Here is a 23,330-nt window from a genome sequence, read left to right as displayed (position 1 = left end):
CCGGGCTCTTGCATGAGTAAGTGGCGCATGGCCACAAGTTCCCGATTCAACGGAAAAAAGATTAGCTGCTCTTCGCGGCGCAAGGATAACGGTTGGTGCTCGGTAAGCGCAGGAAAATGTAGGAAATTGCTGCCAAAGCAGTCAGAAAAATGGATCCATACGACGGTTTTGGGGCAAACTCCCGGGTTTCGACAGTTCGACAAGGCCGCCCCATGCCCACTCCGTCTTCGATTGATGAAACACGGTTTCGCAAACTCCTGACGCGCAACATCGGATTGCCGCTGGGCGTTGGCGCGCTCAGCGCCGTGTTCTTTGTATCCCTGATTACTTATCTGCTGTCGGTGATCCAGTGGGTGGAGCACACCGATCGCGTCATCAATAACGCCAACGAAGCGGTGAAACTCACGGTTGATCTGGAAACCGGCATGCGCGGCTTCCTGCTCAGTGGCGATGAGCATTTCCTCGACCCGTACGAGACCGCCAAGCCGCGGATCAACGTGGCCCTCAACACCTTGCTCGAACTGACCGCCGACAACCCGGTGCAGACCGATCGTCTGCGTCGTTTGCAGGCGCTGCAGACCGAGTGGGCCAACTACGCACAATCGATGATCGATCTGCAGCGCTCCAGCGGTGATTACCGGGGCGCGGTCAAGGCCGGGCGCGGCAAGCGCTTGACCGACGAGATCCGCAAGCAATTCGAAGACGTGATCGACATGGAGCAGCAGTTGCGCACCACGCGCAACGAAGAGGTGCGCCGCACCACAATCTGGAGCATCACCCTGTACCTGCTGTTTATCGCGGGGATCAGCGGTTTGCTGGCGTATGTCGGTCGCCGTGATCTGGTTCGTTTGTCTGACAGCTACAGCGCCACTCTCGCCGCGCAACAGGCCAGCGCCGAGCGACTGGAGCGTCAGGCATGGATGCGCAGCGGACAGACCGAGCTGGCGGAGCAGGTGCTGGGGCAACTGACGCTGAACCTGCTGGGGCGCAATATTCTGCAGTTCTGCGCGCAATACCTCGGCACGGCGGTGGCGGCGCTGTACGTGCGTGAAGAACACGGCGGCCTCAAGCGCGTGGCGTCCTACGGGTTCTCCCGCGAGCAGGAAGAAAAGGATCAGCAGATCTACAGCGGCGAAGGCATCGTCGGCCAGGTGGCCCAGCAGGGGCAACTGATTCGGCTGGATTCGGTTCCGGCCGACTACTTCAAGGTCAGCTCCGGCCTGGGCGCGGGCCTGCCGCACAGTGTGCTGGTGGTGCCGACCAGTGATGACGACCGAGTCAATGGCGTGATCGAGCTGGGCTTCCTGCGTCCGCTCACCGACCGCGATATCGATTTGCTGGAACTGATTGCCGGCAACATCGGCACCTCGATCGAAGCGGCGCGTTATCGCCAGCGTCTGCAGGAAGTGCTGGCCGAAACCCAGCAGCTCAACGAAGAGTTGCAGGTGCAGCAGGAAGAGCTCAAAACTGCCAATGAAGAACTGGAAGAACAGTCGCGGATTCTCAAGGAATCCCAGGCGCATCTGGAAACCCAGCAAGTCGAGCTCGAACAGACCAATGAGCAGTTGGCCGAACAGGCGCAAACCCTGGCCGAGCAGCGCGACGCCATGGACCAGAAGAACACCGAGCTCAATCAGGCTCAGGTGCAGCTTGAAGAGCGCGCCGAGGAGCTACAGCGCTCGAGCAAGTACAAGTCCGAATTCCTCGCCAACATGTCCCACGAACTGCGCACGCCGCTGAACAGTTCGCTGATCCTCGCCAAGCTGCTGGCCGAGAACCCGCAGGACAACCTGACGGCCGAGCAGGTCAAGTTCGCCGAGTCGATCTATTCCGCCGGCAACGATTTGCTGAACCTGATCAACGACATTCTCGACATTTCCAAGGTCGAGGCCGGCAAGCTGGAAGTGATCCCGGAAAACACCAGTGTCGCGCGGCTGGCCGACGGCCTGCGCAGCGTGTTCGAGCCGCTGGCGGCGGACAAGCAATTGACCTTCAGCGTCGAGTTGCAGCCGGATGCGCCGATCATGCTGTACACCGACCGCCAGCGCCTGGAGCAGGTGATCAAGAACTTGCTGTCCAACGCTGTGAAGTTCACCGAGCACGGCGCGGTCAGCCTGACCATCGCCGGCCAGCCAGACGAGCGCATTGCCTTCATCGTGCGCGATTCGGGGATCGGTATCGCTGCGGATCAGCAGGAAAGCATCTTCGAAGCGTTCCGCCAGGCTGACGGCACCACCAACCGCAAGTACGGTGGCACTGGCCTTGGTCTGTCGATTTCGCGGGATCTGGCGGCCTTGCTCGGCGGCTCGATCAGCGTCAGCAGCGCGCCGGGGCAGGGCAGTGTGTTCACCCTCGTGTTGCCACAGCAATACAGCGAGCCGGGCGACTCATCGTCCGCGCCGTTGTCCTTTACGCCGCCGCCAGTATCGAGCCCGGCCCCGGTGGCGCCGCCGTCGATTGCGGTGTCGCCCATGGCCCCGGTGCACATCCCGCGCTTTGCCGATGACCGTGGCAAGGCACCGTTCGCCACCCGCTGCATTCTGGTGGTGGAAGACGAGCCGAATTTCGCCCACATTCTTTACGATCTGGCCCACGAACTGGGTTACCAGTGCCTGGTGGCTCACGGTGCCGACGAAGGTTACGACCTGGCTCGCGAATTCGTACCGGATGCGATCCTGCTCGACATGCGTCTGCCGGACCATTCCGGGCTGACAGTGCTGCAACGCCTGAAAGAACATGCCGAAACCCGGCACATCCCGGTGCATGTGATCTCGGTCGAAGACCGCGTTGAAGCTGCGATGCACATGGGCGCGATCGGTTATGCGGTCAAGCCGACCACCCGTGAAGAGCTCAAGGACGTGTTCGCCCGTCTCGAAGCCAAGCTGACCCAGAAAGTCAAACGCGTGCTGCTGGTCGAAGATGACGATCTGCAGCGCGAAAGCATTGCCCGCCTGATCGGTGACGATGACATCGAGATCACGGCCGTCGGTCTGGCGCAGGATGCGCTGGAGAAACTGCGCACCACGATCTACGACTGCATGGTGATCGACCTGAAGTTGCCGGACATGCTCGGCAACGATCTGCTCAAGCGCATGTCCACCGAGGACATCTGCTCGTTCCCGCCAGTGATCGTCTACACCGGGCGCAATCTGACCCGCGATGAAGAAGCCGAGCTGCGCAAGTATTCGCGTTCGATCATCATCAAGGGCGCGCGCTCGCCGGAACGCCTGCTGGATGAGGTGACACTCTTTCTGCACAAAGTCGAATCGCAGTTGTCCCATGAACGGCAGAAGATGCTCAAGACCGCCCGCAGCCGCGACAAGGTCTTCGAAGGCCGCAAGGTGTTGCTGGTGGACGACGACGTACGCAACATCTTCGCCCTGACCAGTGCGCTGGAACACAAAGGTGCAGTCGTGGTGATCGGCCGTAATGGTCGCGAAGCGATTGATAAGTTGAATGAAGTCGAGGACATCGATCTGGTGTTGATGGACGTGATGATGCCGGAGATGGACGGCTTTGAAGCCACCATTGAAATCCGCAAGGATCCGCGCTGGCGCAAACTGCCGATCATCGCGGTGACGGCCAAGGCCATGAAAGACGATCAGGAGCGCTGCCTGCAGGCGGGCGCCAACGATTACCTGGCCAAGCCCATCGACCTGGATCGCCTGTTCTCGTTGATTCGCGTGTGGTTACCGAAGATGGAACGCATTTAGTGGACAGCAGTCACTCCGTGGAGCGCAACAGCGAAATCGAATTACGCTTGTTGATTGAGGCGATCTACCTCAAGTACAGCTACGATTTTCGTGATTACTCGGGCGCTTCGATCAAGCGCCGGGTGCAGCACGCCTTGAGCCAGTTCGAGTGTGCGACGATCTCGGCGCTGCAGGAGAAAGTGCTGCACGATCCGACCGCGTTCATGCAGCTGCTGCAACTGCTGACGATCCCGGTCAGCGAGATGTTTCGCGATCCGTCGCACTTTCTGGCGATCCGCCAGGAAGTGGTGCCGCTGCTGCGCACCTACCCGTCGCTGAAGATCTGGATTGCCGGGTGCAGCACCGGTGAGGAGGTCTATTCGATGGCGATTCTGCTGCGCGAGGAAGGCCTGCTCGAGCGTACGATCATCTACGCCACCGACATCAACCCGCGCTCGCTGGACAAGGCCAAGCAGGGGATTTTCTCAATGGAGAACGTGCGCGCCTACACCGCCAATTATCAGCAGGCCGGCGGCCAGCGCTCCTTCGCCGATTACTACACCGCCGCCTACGGCTACGCGATTTTCGACAAGAGCCTGTGCGAGAACGTGACCTTTGCCGATCACAGCCTGGCGACCGACAGTGTGTTCTCCGAAACTCAATTGATTTCCTGCCGCAACGTACTGATTTACTTCAACAAGAAACTTCAGGACCGTGCCTTCGGTCTGTTTCATGAATCGCTGTGCCACCGAGGCTTTCTGGTGCTGGGCAGCAAGGAAACGCTGGATTTTTCCGGCTACTCGAATCAGTTCGAGCCGCTGGTCAAACAAGAACGGATCTACCGCAAATTATGAACGATGCCTTGGATTTGCCTCGTGTCGAGGCCATCGTGGTCGGCGCTTCGGCGGGTGGGGTCGAGGCCCTGCTGACCCTGCTCGCGCCGCTGCGCCAAGGCTATGTGCTGCCAATCATCGTCGTGTTGCACCTGCCGGAAGAGCGCCGCAGCCAGTTGGCCGAAGTATTCGCCCGACGGCTGATGCTGCCGGTGGAAGAGGCGACCGACAAACAGGACATCGCTCCCGGTACGGTTTACTTCGCGACACCCGGTTACCACCTGTCGGTTGAGCAGGATCGCAGTCTGTCGCTGAGTCTTGAAGACCGCGTGCACCATTCCCGGCCAGCCATTGACTACTTGTTTGAATCCGCCGCTGATGCTTACGGCGCAACCCTGGCTGCCGTGTTGCTGACCGGTGCCAATCACGATGGTGCTCGCGGTCTGGCGCAAGTCAAACGGCGCGGCGGACTGACCATTGTTCAAGACCCGCAGGACGCGCAGGTCGCCACCATGCCTCTGGCTGCGCTGAAGATTCAGCAGCCTGACCATGTCCTACCCATTCACGGCATCGGCCGTCTGCTTGTCGAGCTGGAACGAATCGCATGCTGAGTAATATCCAGGCCAAATTGCTGATCGTCGACGATCTGCCGGAGAACCTGCTGGCCCTCGAAGCGCTGATCAAGCGCGAGGACCGCACGGTGTACAAGGCGCTGTCGGCGGACGAAGCACTTTCGCTGCTGCTGCAACACGAGTTCGCCATGGCCATCCTCGATGTACAGATGCCGGGCATGAACGGCTTTGAACTCGCCGAGTTGATGCGCGGCACCGAGAAAACCAAAAACATCCCAATCATTTTCGTCAGCGCCGCCGGCCGCGAACTCAATTACGCGTTCAAGGGCTACGAGAGCGGGGCGGTGGACTTCCTGCACAAGCCGCTGGATATTCACGCGGTGAAGAGCAAGGTCAACGTGTTCGTCGACCTGTATCGCCAAAGCAAGGCCATGAAGCAACAGGTCGAAGCCTTGGAGCAGGCCCGCCGCGAGCAGGAAGCGCTGCTGCAACAGCTGCAGAGCACTCAGTTGGAACTGGAGCAGGCGGTGCGTATGCGCGATGACTTCATGTCAATCGTCGCTCACGAAGTACGCACGCCGCTCAATGGCCTGATACTCGAAACCCAATTGCGCAAGATGCACCTGGCCCGGGACAACGCCGCCGCGTTCACCCTCGACAAGATGCACGCGATGGTCGATCGCGACGAGCGCCAGATCAAAAGCCTGATCCGCCTGATCGAAGACATGCTCGACGTCTCGCGGATTCGTACCGGCAAGTTGTCGATCCGTCCGGAGCGTTTCGATCTGGTGCAACTGGTGAGCAACCTGCTGCAGAATTTTGCCCAGCAGATAGAGGCCGCCGAGACCGAAGTGTCGTTCACTGCGTCCGGGCCGGTGGAAGGTTATTGGGACGAGTTCCGCATCGAGCAGGTGGTGTCCAACCTGCTGACCAATGCTCTGCGCTACGGTGGTCGCAGCCCGATCCAGGTGCGGGTGTACCGTGAAGGTGATGAGGCGCGGGTCGAGGTTCAGGACCGGGGCATCGGCATCAGTGAAGAGAATCAGAAGCGTATTTTTCAACAGTTCGAACGGGTTTCCGCCAAGACGGTAGTGGCTGGTCTCGGGCTGGGTCTGTTCATTTCCGAGCAGATCGTCGCCGCCCATGGCGGTTCCATCGTCGTCGAGAGTCAAATCAACGAGGGCGCCCTGTTTCGCGTTTGTCTGCCAATCCAGGAAAACGGCATATCCGACGCAACCTCTGAGTGACCGCACGGTCGTATCAGCAGCTATTGACCGAACAAAGGCTTCCCATGAGCGTAGATGCACAAGATGTAGTACTCGTCGTCGAGGACGAACCGGTTATCTTGATGGTGCTGACAGACTATCTGTCGGGGCAGGGTTACCGCGTGTTGCAGGCCGAAAACGGCGAGCAGGCGTTCGAGATTCTCGCGAGCAAACCGCATCTGGACATGCTGATCACTGACTTCCGCCTGCCGGGCGGGATCTCCGGCGTGCAGATCGCCGAGCCGGCAGTCAAGCTGCGTCCGGACCTGAAAGTAATCTTCATCAGCGGCTACCCGCAGGAAATCCGCGAGACCGGCAGCCCGATCACCAGCAAGGCGCCGATCCTGGAAAAACCGTTCGATCTGGACGTGTTGCAGGAAAAGATTCAGGAATTGCTGGCCTGATCAAAAAACACTGAAATGCCCCTGTAGGAGCTGCCGCAGGCTGCGATCTTTTGATCTTGTTTTTAAATCAAAAGATCGCAGCCTGCGGCAGCTCCTACAGGTGTTTTTGGGAGTCAGTTCTTGATCATCTCGCGGACCTTGGCGGTCAGCAGATCAAAGGTGAACGGCTTGGTGATCATCTGCATGCCCGGGTCGAGGAACCCGCCGCGCACAGCGGCGTGCTCGGCATAACCGGTAATGAACAGCACCTTCAGCCCCGGCCGGTACTGTCGACCGATTTCCGCCAGTTGCCGGCCGTTCATGCCCGGCAGGCCGACGTCACTGATCAACAGATCAATGCGCTGCGTCGAGTTGAGGATCGGTACCGCGCCGTCGGCATCGCCGGCTTCGACAAACGCATAACCCAACTCACTGAGCACTGCGCTGACCAGCACGCGCACGGCAGGGTCGTCTTCGACGATCAACACCGTCTCGCCGTCCAGCGCCTCCGGAGCCTGTTGAATAGCGGACACCGGATGCTCCAGTTCCTCGCCGCGGAAGCGCGGCAGGTACAGTTTGACCGTGGTGCCCTGATCGATTTCGCTGTCGATCGAGACATGACCACGGGACTGTTTGCTGAAGCCATAGATCATCGACAGGCCTAAACCGGTGCCCTGGCCGATGGGCTTGGTGGTGAAGAATGGATCGAACGCGCGGTTGATCACGCTCTGTGGCATGCCGCTGCCGTTGTCGGTGACGCTGAGCATGACGTACTCGCCAGGTTCGAGGTTGGTGTAGGCCTCGGTGAATTCCTGTTTAAGGATCTGATTGCTGGTTTCGACCACCAGTTTGCCACCCTCGGGCATCGCATCCCGGGCGTTGAGCACCAGGTTGAGCAGGGCGCTTTCCAGTTGATTGGGGTCGGCTTCAGCGACCCACAAATCGTCGTTCAGGCGCATGTCGAGCTGAATGCTTTCGTTGAGGCTGCGTTGCAGCAACTCGCCCATCGACAGCACCAGGGTATTCATCTGCACGGCTTTGGAGTCCAGCGATTGCCGCCGGGAAAATGCCAGCAAACGGTGGGTCAGGCCGGCGGCGCGGTTGGCTGAGGTGACGCCCAGATCGATCAGGCTGTCGAGGTCATCAAGGCGCCCGCGAGCCAGTCGTCGGCGCAGTAATTCAAGGCTGCCGATGATCCCGGTGAGCATGTTGTTGAAGTCGTGAGCAATACCGCCGGTGAGCTGACCGACCGCTTCCATTTTCTGCGACTGGCGCAAGGCTTCCTCGTTGTGGCGAAGCTGCGCGGTGCGTTCCTCGACTTGCTGCTCGAGGGTTTCAAGGGTTGATTGCAGGCGCCGTTCACTTTCACTCAGATCAATCAGGCGATCACGAGCTTCGTACTGTCGTCGTCGCCCGCGCAGGGCGGTGGACACCAGACTGACCAAGGTCGCCGGATGAAACGGACGCTCGAGAAAGGTCACGTTGCCCAATAATTCACTCAGGCGTGAGGAGGGGCCTTGTTCGGGGCCGCCGTGGTGCGTCAGCAAGACGATCGGCAGATCCGACCAGGCCGGTTGCTGCTCCAGAAAATGCAGAAGCGTTTCCAGTTCCGGGCCGCGCAACGCTTCGGTAGCAATCAACAAGAGCCCGGCGCCAGGTTCCAGTTCTGTGCACAATGCGCCCAGATCCGGGGTGATGACCCCACCGTAGCCCGCCTCATTGAGGATCATCAGCGCCACTTGGCTGTCGCGGCCCATGGGCGCGAGAATCAGCGCCCGTTCCGGCAGTGAAACGGAGGCTGTCACAAGGCTTCTTCCCGCAACAGCGGATTGCTGGCACCAAGGTAAGTCGGTACGCCCCGCAACACACCCTGGAACGCTTCCAGCGGTTCGCCAATGGTCATGCCCTGGCTCGAAATGCGGTATTCACGGATGGTCGACTCGTGGTTGCCGGTGCGTTTCTTGATGATGGAAATGGCTCGGCGTACTTTGCCGATGGCTTCGAAGTAGCGCAGCAGGATCACCGTGTCGGCCAGGTAAGTGATATCGACCGGCGCCTGCATGTCGCCGACCAGACCGTGCTGGGCAACCGTCATGAATGTCGCCGCACCTTTGCGGTTCAGATACAGCAGCAATTCGTGCATGTGCAGCACCAGCGCGTTTTCTTCGGGCATCGCGGCCTGATAGCCGTTGATACTGTCGATCACGACGGTCTTGATGTTGCCCTCATCGACGCAGCGACGCACCCGGTGCGAGAACTCGCCGGGGGACAGTTCGGCGGCGTCCACCTGATCGATCAGCAGGTTGCCGGTCGCTTGCAGGGCCTTGAGGTCGATGCCGATATTTTTCATCCGCTCGAAGAGCAGACCCAGCTCTTCATCAAAGATGAACAGCGCCGCTTTTTCGCCGCGTGCTACGGCAGCAGCGGCGAAGATCATTGCAATCAGCGATTTGCCGGTACCGGCCGGGCCCAGGATCAATGTGCTGGAACCGGTCTCGATGCCACCACCGAGCAGGGCGTCCATTTCCTTGATGCCGCTGGTCAATTGCAGGCGTGGATAGTCGCCACGGTGTTCGGCAGCGACCAGGCGCGGAAATACATGGACCCCATCGCCCATGATGGTGAAGTCATGGTAACCGCCACGGTACTTTTGCCCGCGGTACTTGATGATGCGTACGCGGCGGCGCTCGGCGCCGTAATTGGGGGTCAGCTCTTCGAGGCGGATGACGCCGTGGGCGACGCTGTGCACGGTCTTGTCGAGGGACTCGGTGGTCAGGTCGTCTAGCAGCAGGACCGTGGCGTCGTAACGCACGAAGTAATGTTTGATCGCCAGAATCTGCCGACGGTAACGCAGCGAGCTTTGCGCCAGCAGGCGGATCTCCGACAGGCTGTCGAGCACCACACGGGTCGGTTTGAAGCGCTCGACCACTTCGAAAATCTGTTTGGTGGCTTCACCGAGCTCAAGGTCGGAGGAATACAGCAGGCTTTGCTGATGTTCGGCGTTGAGCAGACTTTCCGGCGGTGTAAGCTCGAAAATCTCGATGTTCTCGTTCAGTTCCCAGCCGTGAGAGGCTGCGCCCTGGCGCAGTTCACGCTCGGTTTCCGACAGTGTGATGTACAGACAGCGTTCGCCGGCACGGGCGCCCGCCAACAGGAAATGCAACGCGACGGTGGTTTTGCCTGTACCGGGTTCACCCTCGAGCAAAAACACATGCCCTCGGGACAGACCACCGGCGAGGATGTCATCCAGGCCAATGATGCCGGTGGCGGCTTTTGCACTGATCAACTCGTTGGACGTAGACAAAGAATGCCCTCTCATGACTAGGGGAATCGAGGCAGCAGGCTGTACCAGCCGTTGTGCTCTACCTGATTACTTGACCGCTGGCGCTCATGACGGTTCCGAGGTTTCGATAGCAAAGTGTCATTGAATCAGCGGCCAACGGCTCAAAGTCCCTGCTGCAGGGCCGGGTCGTCGGGGTTCATCTGTTCCAGTTGCGCCAGCAGAATCTGCACGTTCTGCAACTGGCCGCTTTCCTTCCAGTAATTGATCAGCAGCACTCGCGCCTTGCGGTCGGCTGGGTGACGCTGGACGACTTCCTGCAACTGCTTTTGCGCCGCTTCCAGCTCTTCGGCAGCGTGCAGGGTGGTGGCGAGGTCGTAGCGGTAATCCTTGTTGTCCGGCTCCAGCTCCACCGCTTTGGACAAGCCGAGCAGGGCGAATTCACGCTGGCCGTGGTGCAACAGCCACAGTCCGAGCGCGTGTTGCAGGTAGGCGGAGTCCGGTTGCGCCTGCAACTGTTTGGCGAGCAACTGGCGCGCGGCGTCGCTCTGGCCCTGGCGGTCGAGCACATCGATTTGCATCACCAGCGCCGGCAGGTTGCCCGGTTCCAGACGCAGCGTGTTGTCCAGCGCTTGCTGCGCCTGTTTGAGCTCGGCGTTGTGAAGATACAGGCGCGCCAGCTGCGCATAGGTGGCGGCGCTTTCCGGTTGGCCCTGGAGCACTTGTTCCCAACCATCGATGGCTTGCTGCAGCGGGGCAAAATACAGCCCCAGCTCATCCGGCGTCAGACCGAGGAGGGCGTTGATCGCGGCAAAACGCACGTTTTGATCTTCATCGTCGAGCATCGGCCCGAGCAGCAGGCTGCGTTGCCCGCCGGGCACCAGCCCGACCACACTTTGAATCGCTGCCAGCCGGACTTCGGGGGCTTCGTTCTGCAGATGTGCATCGGCCAGTTTCAGCGCTTGTGGGCTTGGATAGTTGGGCAGTTCGGCCAGCAGCCAGACGCTGCGCTTGGCCGACAAGTCCGGGCGCCCCAATTGCTGGTACAACTGCCGTGCCGCCCCGGGCTGCCCGGAGCGGGCCGCCGTCAGGGCTTCGCTGTAGCCGCGCTTGATCGCCTCGGGCACTACCGGGGCGGTGGAGCGCAGAGATAACCAGGCAACGACGATGATCAGCACGAGGCCAAGGCTGATGAGCAGGTAGCGGCGGGACTGAGGCATGCGATTTCCGTGAACGGGTGTTCTTTAGCAGAGGGGCAAGCTTCGGTCAGAGAAGGCCATGAGTCAAACCCATGCTTGCGAATTGGCCTGCAGGAGCTGCCGCAGGCTGCGATCTTTTGACTTTGATGTTCAAGATCAAAAGATCGCAGCCTGCGTCAGCTCCTACAGGGGCGGGCACAAAAAAGCCCCGCGACCGAATGATACGCGGGGCAAAAAATTGGTTGGTTGCGGCCAACCAAAGGAGCGCTTTGAAAACCTTTACTTGCTGGCGACGGTTTCTGGCTGCCAGCCACCACCCAAGGCTTTGTAAATCGCGACGATGCCGCGATACAGATCAACCTCGGCCTGGGCCTGACTGTCTTCGGCGTTCAGCCGTTCACGCTGGGCGTCGAGCAGCACGAGGAAGTCGGTGGTGCCTTCGCGGTAGCGGATTTCAGCCAGGTCGGCAGCCTTGCGGCTCGATTCACTCTGACGAATCAGCGAGATCAACCGTTGCTGACGCTTGCCGTAATCGCTGAAGGCGTTTTCCGATTCTTCCAGCGCCAGCAACACTTGCTGCTCGTAGGTGGCGAGTGCGCCTTCGGCATCGGCATCGGCGCCACGCAAGCGGGCGCGCACGCTTCCCAGATCGAACGCCGCCCAGGTAATGCTCGGGCCGAGTGCCCAGGCGTTGGCCGCCGAGGAGCCGATCTGCGAACCACGCCCGGCCGTCCAGCCCAGGAACCCGCTGAGGCTGACCCGTGGAAACAGGTCGGCTTTCGCTACGCCGATCCGCGCGGTGGCCGAGGCCAGTTTGCGTTCGGCGCTGAGGATGTCCGGACGGCGTTGCAGCAGCTCACCCGGATCACCGATTGGCAAAGCCTTGGCAATTGCCGGCAAGTCTTTCGGGCTCAAGTCCACGGTCATTTTGTCCGGACGCTCACCCAAAAGGGTGGCGATGCGGTTTTTCTGCCGTACCTGTTCCGCCTGCAGTTGCGGCACGCTGGCTTCGACCGAGGCCAGACGCGCATCGGCACGCTCGACGTCGAGCTGATCACCGACGCCGGCGTCACGCAGGCTGATGGTGATCTTGCGCGACTCCTGCTGGTTTTCCAGGTTGGCCACGGCGATTTTCTCGCGCAGTTGCGCACCGCGCAGTTGACCGTAGGCGTCGACCAGTTCGGCAATCATCGTGACTTGCAGTTGATACAGATCGGCTTCGGCCGCCTGCTGGTCGGCGTCGCTGGCTTCCAGATTGCGCTGGATCCGGCCGAACAGGTCAAGCTCCCAAGCCATGTCCAGGCCCAGATCGTAGCGCTCGCTGTTGACCCGCTTGGTGGTCTGGCCGGGAATTTGTCCCTTGGCCAGATCACTGCTGGCGCGGCTGGTGATGGTCGGCATCGCGTCGTTGCTGACGTCGTCGCGGATCGCCCGGGCGGCTTTCCAGCGGGCGAACGCCACGCGCAGTTGACGGTTGCCTTGCAGCGATTGCGTTACCAACTGGTTGAGGGTCGGATCGTCGAATTGCTGCCACCAGATGCCTTCGAATTTTGAACGGTCAAAGTTCTTTTGCCCGGCGGCGCCATCGGTGGCGGCCGTGATATTGGCCGCCTCCGTGGCTGGGGTCTTGTAGTCGGGGCCGACGGCGCAGGCGCTCAGCGCCAGCACCAGAAGACTCGGCAGGAAGACTTTCAGACTCATTATTGCGCCTCCAGTGGCTTTTGAAGAGCGTGCGCTCTGGCCGCTTTGCGGGCTTCCCCGCGTTCGACAAAGTTACGGATCAACACGTAGAACACGGGCGTCAGCAACAGACCGAAGAAGGTCACCCCGAGCATCCCGGAGAACACGGCCACACCCATGGCGTGACGCATCTCGGCACCGGCACCGCTGGAGAACACCAGTGGCACCACACCCATGATGAACGCGAACGAAGTCATCAGGATCGGCCGCAGACGCAGACGGCAGGCTTCCAGTACCGCAGCCAGCGGGTCGAGACCTTCCAGCTGTTTGTCCTTGGCGAATTCGACGATCAGAATCGCGTTCTTACAGGCCAGGCCCACCAGTACGATCAGGCCGATCTGGGTGAAGATGTTGTTGTCGCCGCCGGAGACAATCACCCCGGTGATGGCCGACAGCAGGGTCATCGGTACGATCAGGATCACCGCCAGTGGCAGGCTCCAGCTTTCGTATTGAGCCGCGAGCACCAGGAACGCCAGCAATACGCAGAGCGGGAACACGAACAGCGCAGTGTTACCGGACAGAATCTGCTGATAGGTCAGGTCGGTCCACTCGTAGGTCATGCCGTTTGGCAGTTCATCCTTGAGCAGTTTTTCGATGGCTTTTTCGGCCTGGCCGGAGCTGTAGCCGGGGGCTGCCGCACCGTTGATTTCCGCGGTGATGAAGCCGTTGTAGTGCATCACGCGATCCGGCCCCGAGGTGTCGCTGACCTTGATGAAGGTCGCCAGCGGGATCATTTCGCCCTTGTTGTTGCGTACCTTCAGCTGACCGATCTGATCGGATTCGAGGCGGAACTGCTGTTCAGCCTGAACGTTGACCTGATAGGTGCGCCCGAAGCGGTTGAAGTCGTTGGCATACAGCGAACCCAGGTAGATCTGCAGGGTGTCGAAGATGTCGCTGACGGCCACGCCGTGAGTCTTGGCCTTTTCGCGGTCGATGGCGGCATCGACTTGCGGCACGTTCACGGTGTAGCTGGTGAACAGTCCGGCCAGTTCCGGCACGTTGTGGCTCTTGGCGATGATGTTCATGGTTTCCTTGTACAGCTCGTCGTAGCCCAGGTTGCCCCGGTCTTCGATTTGCAGGCGGAAACCACCAATGGTGCCCAGACCTTGTACCGGCGGTGGCGGGAAAATCGCCATGTACGCTTCCTGAATGTTCGCGTACTGACCGTTCAAGGCCCCGGCGATGGCACCGGCGGACATGCTCGGGTCTTTACGTTCGTCGAACGGTTTCAGGGTCACGAACACGATGCCGGCGTTCGGGCTGTTGGTGAAACCGTTGATCGACAGGCCCGGGAACGCTACGGCGCTTTCCACGCCCGGTTGTTTCAACGCCAGGTCGGACATGCGCTTGATCACGTCTTCGGTGCGATCCAGGCTCGCGGCGTCCGGCAGTTGCGCGAAGGCCACCAGGTATTGCTTGTCCTGGCCGGGTACGAAACCGGTTGGTGTGCTGGAGAAACCGAAGAACGTCAGCACCATCAGGCCTGCATACAGCAGCAGAGCGATGCCGCTGCTGCGGATCACGCGGCGCACCGTGCCTACGTAGCCATGGCTGGCTTTGTCAAAGAAACGGTTGAACGGGCGGAACAGCCAGCCACCGAAGATCTTGTCGAGAATCCTGGAAAAGCGGTCTTTCGGCGCGTCATGCCCTTTGAGCAACACGGCGGCCAGTGCTGGCGACAGCGTCAGCGAGTTGAACGCCGAGATCACGGTCGAGATCGCAATGGTCAGCGCGAACTGTTTGTAGAACTGCCCGGTGAGGCCGGAGATGAATGCCGCCGGAACGAACACTGCACACAGTACCAGTGCGGTCGCGATGATCGGGCCGGTCACTTCGCCCATGGCCTTTTTGGTCGCATCGAACGGGTTGAGCCCCAGTTCAATGTTGCGCTCGACGTTCTCCACCACCACGATGGCGTCGTCCACCACGATACCGATCGCCAGCACCAGGCCGAACAGCGACAGGGCGTTGAGCGAGAAGCCGAACAGGTGCATGACCGCAAACGTACCGATCAACGACACCGGCACCGCCACCAACGGAATGATCGAGGCGCGCCAGGTCTGCAGGAACAGGATCACTACCAGCACCACGAGGATCAGCGCTTCGAAGAGGGTGTGAACCACCGCCTCGATCGAGCCGCGCACGAAGATCGTCGGGTCATAGACGATGCTGTAGTCCATGCCTTGCGGGAAGCCTTTCTTCAGCTCTTCCATCTTGCCGCGAACTTCGTTCGAAATATCGATGGCGTTGGAGCCTGGACGCTGGAAGATCGGGATCGCTACCGCTGGCTGGTTATTCAGCAACGAACGCAGGGCGTACTGACTGGAACCCAACTCGACGCGCGCGATGTCCTTGAGACGAGTGATCTCACCGTTGTCGCCGGAGCGAATGATGATGTTCTCGAACTCTTCCTCGGACACCAGACGGCCTTGGGTGTTGACCGACAACTGGAAGCTCTGGGCATTCGGGGCAGGGGGCGCACCGAGCTGACCGGCAGCAACCTGACGGTTCTGCTCACGAATCGCCGTCACCACGTCAGTGGCAGTCAGGTTGCGCGAAGCGGTCTTGTTCGGATCAAGCCAGACCCGCAGCGAGTAGTCGCCCATGCCGAACAGTTGCACGTCACCGACACCGCCCAGACGCGCCAGCTCATCCTTGATGTTGAGGATCGCGTAGTTGGACAGGTAGAGCATGTCGTAGCGTTTATCCGGCGAGGTCAAGTGCACAACCATGGTCAGGTCGGGCGAGGCCTTGTCGACGGTGATACCGATGCGCGTCACTTCCTCGGGAAGTTTCGGCTCGGTACGGGTCACCCGGTTCTGCACCTGTACCTGCGCGTTATCCAGGTCGGTGCCCAGCGCGAAGGTGATGGTCAGGGTGATCTTGCCGTCAGCGGTGGATTGCGAGGACATGTACAGCATGTTCTCGACGCCGGTGATGGCCTGCTCCAGCGGAGCGGCCACGGTTTCACCGATGACTTTGGGGTTGGCGCCCGGGAAGTTGGCACGCACCACCACGGTCGGTGGCACGACTTCCGGGTATTCGCTGATCGGCAGCTGGAACAGCGAGATCGCACCGGCGATCAGGATCAACAGCGAGAGGACCGCTGCGAAGATCGGCCGTGAAATGAAGAATTGGGAAAAATTCATCGGAGTTGTCGTCCCTTAACCGCGTGGGGTCGTAGCGGCCAGCTTCACAGCCGTACCCTGTGCACCTTTGGCGGGTGCGACTTTGGGCAGGTTGCTGGCTTCCAGCGCTTGACGTTGTTGAGCCAGAGCGGCAATGGTCTGCTCGCTGGCCATCGGGATCACTTCAGGGGTCACCGGCGAACCCGGACGTACCCGCTGCAGACCCTTGACGATGATCGTGTCGTCCTTGTTCAGACCGGTGCGCACGATGCGCAGGCCTTCGATCTTCGGCCCCAGTTCAACGGCGCGATAAGCGGTTTTGTTGTCCGCATCCATCACCAGCACGAACTTCTTGCCCAGGTCGGTACCGACCGCTTCGTCGTTGATCAGCATGGCGTTGTAGGTGCCGCTGCCGACCAGTTTCAGCCGTGCGTACAGGCCCGGGGTGTAGGTGCCGTCGCTGTTGTCGAACACCGCGCGACCACGGATGGTGCCGGTTTTCGGGTTGACCTGGTTGTCGACGAAGTTCATCTGACCGAGGTGTGGGTTGCCGTCTTCATTGGACAGGCCCATGTACACCGGCGTGGTGGCGCCACGTTGGCCGTTGCGGGCGAGTTGGGTGTATTTGAGGAACACACGCTCGTCGGCGTCGAAGTAGGCGTAAACCTTGTCGGTCGAGACCACGCTGGTCAGCGCGGTGGTGTCGGCGGTCACCAGGTTGCCGGCGGTGATTTCGGCGCGACTGACGCGGCCGCTGATTGGCGCGGTGACGCGGGTGAAACTCAGGTTCAGTTTGGCCAGATCCAGTTGCGCTTGCAGGGCGCCAACGGCGGCGCGGGCCTCTTGTGCAGCGCTGGTGCGCGAGTCAGCCAGTTCAGCGGAGATCGCGTTGCTGGCGCGCAGACGTTCGCCGCGACCGGCTTCGTTTTCACTGCGGGTGGCATTGGCGCGCGCTTGGGCTACCAACGCTTCGAGACGGCGAACCTCTGCCTGGAAAGGGCGCGGATCGATCTGGAACAGCAGGTCGCCTTTCTTGACCAGCGCGCCTTCGGTGAACGCCACCTCGTCGATCTGGCCGGAGACCCGCGGACGGATTTCAACGGTTTCCGGCGCTTCAAGGCGCCCGGTGAATTCGTCCCACTCGTTGACCGGCTGTTCCAGCACCTTGGCCACGCTGACTTTGGCAGCGGGCATAGTGGCGGCAGTCTCCGGAGTCTTGCCGCAAGCGCTCATCACCAGCACGGCCAACATGGCCAAGGGGAAGCGCAAATGTTTGAGTGACTGTTCCATGGAATCATCCGCCAATGTATTGAAGATGGGCGGATGATGCTCGGCGGGCTGTGATGGCACGAATCGAATGAAGCAAAGGTAACTATCATTCGGAATGATATAAGAGCGATTCGAGCCCTCTAGCATGCACCTTTCGTTAGGGTGCTATCAATTGGTTTGATGACAAATGTGTGTTGCGCCGCCAGTAAAAATCCAGCGGCGGCTTCAGGAACAGAATTCACAAACAAAGAGACGGCCATGAAGGCCGTCTCGTTCAACGTGATGCGAAGTGACTCAGTTGTTGCCTTTGCGGTTCGGCCCGAAACGGTTCGGACCTGGCTGGCTGTCTTGCACCAGGAACACCAGGTTGACGATCGGCAGCAGCAACCACCAGCCGCTACGGTCAGTGTCGTGCATACGGCGCGCGCCCACTGCGATGCTCGGCAGCAACATCGCCAAGCTGTACAGGTTGTAGAGCAAGCCCTTGGTGTTGAGCATGGCGTCGAGAACGCCCATGACAATGCAGATACCCATGTTGATCAGCACAAACATCCAGTACTCGCGGCGGGTGGCGCGGCCTTTGAATTCGGCGTAATTCTTCAGCGCTTCCACGTAAGGATTGCCCGTGGTGATGGCGGGGCCGCTTGCATAGGACGGTTGAGCGGCCTGAGGTGCACCGCATTGTGGGCATGCCACGGCCAGGCTACTAATTTCCTTGGCGCAACCACGGCAGAAAACCAAGCTCATATTTTTTCCCTAAAATTATTCAATCGATAGACAGGACAAAACGAACGCGGCAAGGCCAGACAAAACGATGCCGGCGATCGCTAGGTTTCTTCCTGGGTGTTTTTGGTTGATACAGACGATGCCGCAAGTGAGGCCCGCAAGGCTGAGGATGCCCACACCGACAATCGCATCCCTGTCCCATTCGGAATCATCAAACAGGTTGAGTGCGCTGATAATCCCGAGGATCAATGAAACGATGGCCAGCCAGGGTGTTTCGGCTTGCGTTTGCGGCACGGAGGCCTGTTGGGGCGCCCCGCATTGGGGGCAGGTGAGCGCCGTTTCGTGTAGCTCCTTGGCGCAAGCACGACAATAGACCATTGCCATCGTTTTCCTTAACTGAGTGCAAATGCCCGATCCTCCAGCGGTCGGGGCGGCGGTAAGTTAAACTTTATTACCGGATTTGTCATTATCACTTTGCCATCATTGCTGCCGTGGGTGTGCGGGGACTCAAGGACTGAAGGCTATCGGGATTGTGCAAGCGTCTGGAGCCGTGCCAGCCAGCGAGGCCATTTACCGCTTCGGCATGGTCGAACGCTTCACCGGCTCCTTGCTGCTCAAGATACGTCGCGCAGCACGAACCGCATTTCCATGCGCGGCGATTGCAACGCCCAGGCGTGCCAGTAAAGCTCTACACGATGGGTCCAGGCCCGGCGACAGTGCTGCTGATATCCAGCACGATATAGCTGAATGCCAATATCAGGCCAACGCTGCGACCGCCAGCTACCTTTCAACCCCGGCAGCGAACGATAAAACCCACGGCATGGGCAGTGCCGTGGGCGACGGGATTATCATCGCGGAGAAACAGATCGACCTGAAGAATGACTGTATGCAGGGCAACGTTTACTTGGGCCAGTGAACAAGGCAGCTTGTTTGATCAAGACCTCGTATGCTTCTACCGCATTGGATCAGATCAGTGTGGCTTGACCCTCTGATGATGCGTCCCCCTAAACGTCGAAACATTCGGCAATCGGTACCAAGACACCGACAGATGGGCACAGATCGCTTGCGTGCATTCACGCGCGATCATCGACGAGTAATACGACGTTCAATGAGTGATTCTACGGCGACAAACACCGGCAACTGGTACGCAGTCATTGCCCTGGCATTGGCCGCGTTTGTGTTCAACACCACCGAGTTTGTGCCTGTCGGGCTGTTGAGCTCGATCGGCAGCAGCTTCGACATGTCGACGGCGCAGGTCGGTCTGATGCTGACCATTTACGCGTGGGTGGTGTCTCTGACGTCGCTGCCGATCATGCTGCTGACGCGCAACGTCGAGCGACGCAAACTGTTGCTCGTGCTGTTCGCAATGTTTATCGCCAGCCACATTCTGTCGGGTCTGGCGACCAGCTTCGGGGTGCTGCTGGTGAGCCGGATCGGCGTGGCGCTATCGCATGCGCTGTTCTGGTCAATCACCGCTTCTCTGGCCGTGCGCCTGGCTCCGCCGGGCAAGCAGGTTCAGGCGCTGGGCTTGCTCGCAACCGGTACTTCGCTGGCGATGGTGCTGGGCATTCCTCTCGGCCGCTTGCTGGGCGAGGCGATGGGGTGGCGCACAACCTTTATCGTGATTGCGGGCTTCGCGGCGGCGCTGGTGTTCTGTCTGGCGAAGGTGCTGCCGTTGCTGCCCAGCCAGAACTCGGGCTCGCTCAAGAGCCTGCCCATATTGCTGAAGCGACCTGCGCTGGTAGCCGTTTATGTGCTGACCGCTCTGGTGGTGACTGCACAGTTCACCGCTTACAGCTACATCGAGCCGTTCGTACTGACCGTGGCCAACATGAGCGGTGAGGTGGTGACGCTCCTGCTGTTGTTATTCGGCGGCGCCGGCATTTTCGGCTCGCTGCTGTTCAGCTATTTGCACAGCTATAACCCGCAACGTTTTCTGATCATCTGCGTATCGGTGCTCGCCTTGTGCCTGGCGTTGCTGTTGCCGTTCAGCGGCAATGTGTCGTACCTCGGCGTGCTGAGTGTGTTCTGGGGCATGGCGATCATGGGCTTCGGGCTGGCGCTGCAGTCGAAAGTCCTGGTGCTGGCGCCGGACGCCACCGACGTGGCGATGGCGCTGTTTTCCGGGATCTACAACATCGGCATCGGCGGCGGGGCACTAGTGGGGAGCTGGGTCGGCAGCCAGTTCGGCTTTGCTTACGTCGGGCTTGTCGGCGGGATGCTGGCGGCGTTGGCGTTGTCGTCTTACTGCGTGTCGATCTATCGCATCAGCCGGCCGAGGACTTGAGCCTTTGGCTGCCTGCTTAATGTGCGGGCAGCTCGAGGCTGTCTGGGTCGCCGAAGAACATTTTGACTTGGCTCTAGGACGCTGTTTTCAGACGGAGAAAATTCAAGTGTGCCCCCAGTTTTGCCCCCACTGGCGCGGGATATACGGGCGATCGAGATTGGCGATCTCTGAGGCGTGCCAGGGTGGTCGTCGATGGCTTTCAGTGTTGCTCCTCATCGGATCTGGGTGGGAGAGGGCAGGGCTCAGGAAGGACCAGCTAGTCCGCTCTAGGTCGACAACAGCAACTCCGATCGGCTGTGTTCGACCGAATATTTGTATCCGCGTAATTGGTTTGCTGGGCTTGGAGGTTTCTACGGAACCAGTGGCGATTCAGGAGGTGGAACGACAGCTGACCGTTGCACTACGTCAACGGCTCAGCGAAGCGGCTCAAGTGTCCAGCGACGATTTTGGATTTGTATTAGACGAACGCTAAAAGTATATCGATGTCATTCGGCCGGCATGATGGTTAAAGCGTCCTCTGCTATCAGCCAAAAGCGGTAATCTGCGTTTTATAAAGTGCGAGTTAAGCAGCAAGCCTTTCGCAGGCTTTAGGTGATTATTCCAGTTTGATCGCCTCTATCCCCTCATGCTACGGCTCATTAGGCGTTGGTCTCTCAGAGGGTAGAGGCACCAAGCTTGGGGTTCGCCACGTGAAATAAAGCATCAGGGTCGCGACTAGTGCAAAGGGCAATCCCACCCATAGCGATACCTTGTAGGCCAGTAATACTCCCGCAGCGCCACCAACGAAAGCAGCTAGCAGGAGAAAGTAGGCGTCTTCAATTCCCCTTGCTGGTCTAACAATAAATATTACTAAGTCTTGCATGCGTGGTTCCTATATAAGAGGTGTTTTTGGCATGTCTTGGCCACCGTTATAAATCTAAGTTTCATCAATTTTTATTGATGCGAGTAGATTCCTCTCGGTGTCAGTGGGGATCAGCCCTGTTGTGTCTGCGAGCAAGACAGCCTGGCCGTTAATGTTGTTCACGGTTACCTCGGCTCGCGCTCGATTTCCGTCATCAATCCCCATGATTTTCCACACGCAAGTCAGCTCATCACCAATGTAAACGGGGCGCTTGAAGCGAAAATTCATAGAGGTGGCCAGCCAACCCAATTGCCCTCCGATTTCCGTAATCAGCGTCGCAGTCAGCAAGCCATGAGCGATGACACCATCAAGGCCTTTTGCTTCCGCGTACATAGCGTTGGAATGCACCGGGTTGTGGTCGCGCGATAGCACCTCAAACTGAACGATATCTGCGTGCGAAAAAGTGCGTTTGATTTCGAAAGTATCGCCTTCCTTAAGTCCCTCAATTGCTTTCTGGCGCATTGCGTTCATTGGCATCTCCGACGATTTAAAACGTATGGTCAATCCCTGGGAATGAGCCCGACTCGACGTCTTTAGCAAAGGCTTTTGCAGCGTCACCCATCACCTTTCTCATATCCGCATACTGTTTGACGAATCGCGGCAATTGACCATCACGAAGCCCTACCATGTCCTGCCAGACGAGTACCTGGGCATCGCAGCCAACACCTGCACCGATTCCGACGGTAGGGATGGAGACTGTCTCGGTGATCCTCGTAGCCACGTCTCCTGGCACCATTTCAATAAGCAGGCCAAACGCCCCTGCACGCTCGAAGGCAACGCTCAAGTTAATCAAACTCTGAGCGTCCTCGCCCTTGCCTTGAATGCGGTATCCGCCCAGCTGGTGTTCTGCCTGCGGGGTAAAACCGATATGAGCCATAACTGGAATGCCTGCGCCTACCAACTTCTCAACCTGCGCAAGCATTTCGATCCCACCTTCGAGCTTTACGGCATGAGCGCCGCCTTCCTTCATGAAACGGGCTGCGGTATGGAAACATTGTTCAGGCGATCCCTGATAAGAGCCAAAAGGCAAATCCGCAATGACCAACGCCCGCTCAGTAGCGCGCGAAACCGCCCTGACCAGAGGCAGCATCTCGTCAACTGTTACCGGCAACGTCGAGTCGTGCCCATAAACGTTGTTGGCGGCGGAATCGCCTACGAGCAGTACCGGAATTCCTGCTGCCTCAAACACCGACGCGGCGTACATGTCATAAGCAGTCAACATGGCCCATTTTTGACCCCGTGCCTTCATGTCTTGTAAATGTGGAATTCTTACCCTGCCGAGACGAGGGCTGTTATAGGGGGCGGTGATTTGATCAGACATTTTGCTTCCTTAATTCAAATGGTCAGCCGTTCGGCAGCAAGAACCACAGCAATGACGATCATCGCGGCTCCCGATATCCGGCTCACATAGGTAGCCGCTGCTGGACGTGAAGCAAGCACCGTTCCGGCGCCGTAGCCAACCGCAAGATAGACGACGCCGCAACTGAAACCGTGGATCAAACCTAACGCGATAATCTGAGCCCCTACTGGCCACCCCGCTGACGCATCAGTGAACTGAGGTAGCAGTGCCAGGAACAACAAAAGAACTTTCGGGTTGAGACCGCTGACGCACAGTCCTTTTATCGCCCAGGCCATCCAGCTACTGTCACCGCTGGATGCTCCTTGAGCAGGCAACGAAGGCTTTAGCAACATGTTGAAGCCGAGCCATAGGAGATAGGCCGCCCCCATTAGCGTTAATGTCAGCAACGCATGGGGTATTTTGACCAACACCCCGCCCACGCCTGCAGCGACGATCAACGTGGCCAAAAGGTGACCGGAAAGCATGCCGACTACGGCGGGTAGAACACGACCTCGCAAACCTGCCGATATCGAGTAGGCCCAGTCGACTCCAGGCGTGATAACAAACAAAAATGATACGGCCCAGAAGGCCATCATCAAAGACACTGTCACGATCAAATCCTTCTTTTTTCATCAGTTCAGTGCGTCGTTTACCGCCCTGAAACACTGTCCTGGAAGGATAAAGAATGCCACGTGGTATTATCTTTCAAAGATATA

General features: G+C 59.2%; 18 protein-coding genes. 7 read left to right on the top strand and 11 right to left on the bottom strand.

Translation table 11 applies throughout. The annotated features are described in order from the left end of the window. Positions 1–212: 212 nt before the first annotated feature. From KVQ82_RS15970 to KVQ82_RS15950, 5 genes are read left to right on the top strand one after another with little or no spacing between them, the layout of a single operon-like run. Positions 213–3,713, top strand: a complete 3,501-nt coding sequence (locus KVQ82_RS15970; protein WP_222014425.1) for a response regulator — start codon at positions 213–215, stop codon at positions 3,711–3,713. Further along, a complete protein-coding gene (locus tag KVQ82_RS15965) occupies positions 3,713–4,546 on the top strand; it encodes a protein-glutamate O-methyltransferase CheR (protein ID WP_041064296.1) in 834 nt (277 codons plus the stop codon). Before KVQ82_RS15970 ends, KVQ82_RS15965 begins: the two co-directional genes overlap by 1 nt. Next, entirely contained in the window at positions 4,543–5,136 is a 594-nt protein-coding gene (locus KVQ82_RS15960; RefSeq protein ID WP_047294607.1) for a chemotaxis protein CheB, read from the top strand. Before KVQ82_RS15965 ends, KVQ82_RS15960 begins: the two co-directional genes overlap by 4 nt. Further along, the gene (locus tag KVQ82_RS15955; RefSeq protein WP_041064291.1) at positions 5,130–6,344 is read left to right on the top strand and encodes a hybrid sensor histidine kinase/response regulator; all 1,215 of its coding nucleotides are present in this window, start codon (positions 5,130–5,132) and stop codon (positions 6,342–6,344) included. The genes KVQ82_RS15960 and KVQ82_RS15955 overlap by 7 nt, the downstream gene beginning before the upstream one ends. Before the next feature lie 44 nt (positions 6,345–6,388). After that, entirely contained in the window at positions 6,389–6,766 is a 378-nt protein-coding gene (locus KVQ82_RS15950) for a response regulator (RefSeq protein WP_016774860.1), read from the top strand. Between the two features lie 113 nt (positions 6,767–6,879). On the opposite strand, the gene KVQ82_RS15945 is transcribed toward KVQ82_RS15950, so the two are convergent. The 8 genes from KVQ82_RS15945 to KVQ82_RS15910 form a co-directional block, all read right to left on the bottom strand. Beyond that, positions 6,880–8,550, bottom strand: coding sequence for an ATP-binding protein (locus KVQ82_RS15945; RefSeq protein ID WP_041064284.1), 1,671 nt, complete (start codon positions 8,548–8,550; stop codon positions 6,880–6,882). Further along, complete coding sequence (locus tag KVQ82_RS15940; RefSeq protein ID WP_145598198.1) at positions 8,547–10,049, bottom strand: ATPase domain-containing protein; 1,503 nt, start codon at positions 10,047–10,049, stop codon at positions 8,547–8,549. Before KVQ82_RS15940 ends, KVQ82_RS15945 begins: the two co-directional genes overlap by 4 nt. A gap of 140 nt (positions 10,050–10,189) precedes the next feature. Further along, positions 10,190–11,245, bottom strand: coding sequence for a tetratricopeptide repeat protein (locus tag KVQ82_RS15935; RefSeq protein WP_222014424.1), 1,056 nt, complete (start codon positions 11,243–11,245; stop codon positions 10,190–10,192). 258 nt (positions 11,246–11,503) lie between these two features. Further along, positions 11,504–12,925 (bottom strand): efflux transporter outer membrane subunit, encoded by a 1,422-nt coding sequence (locus KVQ82_RS15930; RefSeq protein ID WP_041064275.1) that lies wholly within the window; start codon positions 12,923–12,925, stop codon positions 11,504–11,506. Continuing rightward, entirely contained in the window at positions 12,925–16,113 is a 3,189-nt protein-coding gene (locus KVQ82_RS15925) for an efflux RND transporter permease subunit (RefSeq protein ID WP_041064272.1), read from the bottom strand. The genes KVQ82_RS15930 and KVQ82_RS15925 overlap by 1 nt, the downstream gene beginning before the upstream one ends. 15 nt (positions 16,114–16,128) lie before the next feature. Further along, entirely contained in the window at positions 16,129–17,382 is a 1,254-nt protein-coding gene (gene mexE, locus KVQ82_RS15920) for a multidrug efflux RND transporter periplasmic adaptor subunit MexE (RefSeq protein WP_041064269.1), read from the bottom strand. Positions 17,383–17,655: 273 nt separating this feature from the next. Further along, positions 17,656–18,108, bottom strand: coding sequence for a DUF805 domain-containing protein (locus KVQ82_RS15915; protein WP_108182774.1), 453 nt, complete (start codon positions 18,106–18,108; stop codon positions 17,656–17,658). A gap of 15 nt (positions 18,109–18,123) precedes the next feature. Continuing rightward, positions 18,124–18,471, bottom strand: coding sequence for a DUF4190 domain-containing protein (locus tag KVQ82_RS15910; RefSeq protein WP_041064263.1), 348 nt, complete (start codon positions 18,469–18,471; stop codon positions 18,124–18,126). 166 nt (positions 18,472–18,637) lie between these two features. Between KVQ82_RS15910 and KVQ82_RS15905 the strand changes: the two genes are divergently transcribed. Both KVQ82_RS15905 and KVQ82_RS15900 read left to right on the top strand, forming a co-directional pair. After that, positions 18,638–19,003: a hypothetical protein gene (locus tag KVQ82_RS15905; protein ID WP_222014420.1), complete on the top strand. Its 366-nt coding sequence runs from the start codon at positions 18,638–18,640 to the stop codon at positions 19,001–19,003. A 192-nt stretch (positions 19,004–19,195) separates the two neighbouring features. Beyond that, positions 19,196–20,374: a sugar transporter gene (locus KVQ82_RS15900; RefSeq protein WP_145598196.1), complete on the top strand. Its 1,179-nt coding sequence runs from the start codon at positions 19,196–19,198 to the stop codon at positions 20,372–20,374. 916 nt (positions 20,375–21,290) lie between these two features. On the opposite strand, the gene KVQ82_RS15895 is transcribed toward KVQ82_RS15900, so the two are convergent. Genes KVQ82_RS15895 through KVQ82_RS15885 form a run of 3 tightly spaced genes read right to left on the bottom strand, consistent with a single transcriptional unit; the run spans position 21,291 to position 23,225 of the window. After that, positions 21,291–21,746 carry a MaoC family dehydratase gene (locus KVQ82_RS15895; protein ID WP_222014418.1) on the bottom strand — a complete coding sequence of 152 codons (456 nt, stop codon included), beginning with the start codon at positions 21,744–21,746 and terminating at the stop codon, positions 21,291–21,293. A 16-nt stretch (positions 21,747–21,762) separates the two neighbouring features. Beyond that, positions 21,763–22,596: a 3-methyl-2-oxobutanoate hydroxymethyltransferase gene (panB, locus tag KVQ82_RS15890; protein ID WP_098479585.1), complete on the bottom strand. Its 834-nt coding sequence runs from the start codon at positions 22,594–22,596 to the stop codon at positions 21,763–21,765. A gap of 14 nt (positions 22,597–22,610) precedes the next feature. After that, positions 22,611–23,225, bottom strand: a complete 615-nt coding sequence (locus tag KVQ82_RS15885; RefSeq protein ID WP_222014415.1) for a LysE family translocator — start codon at positions 23,223–23,225, stop codon at positions 22,611–22,613. Between the last annotated feature and the right edge of the window lie 105 nt (positions 23,226–23,330).

Source organism: Pseudomonas sp. AO-1, assembly GCF_019775695.1.
Taxonomy (GTDB): Bacteria; Pseudomonadota; Gammaproteobacteria; order Pseudomonadales; family Pseudomonadaceae; genus Aquipseudomonas; species Aquipseudomonas parakoreensis.
The sequence above is the reverse complement of the archived record's forward strand: the minus strand, read 5'-3'. Positions and strand labels throughout refer to the sequence as shown.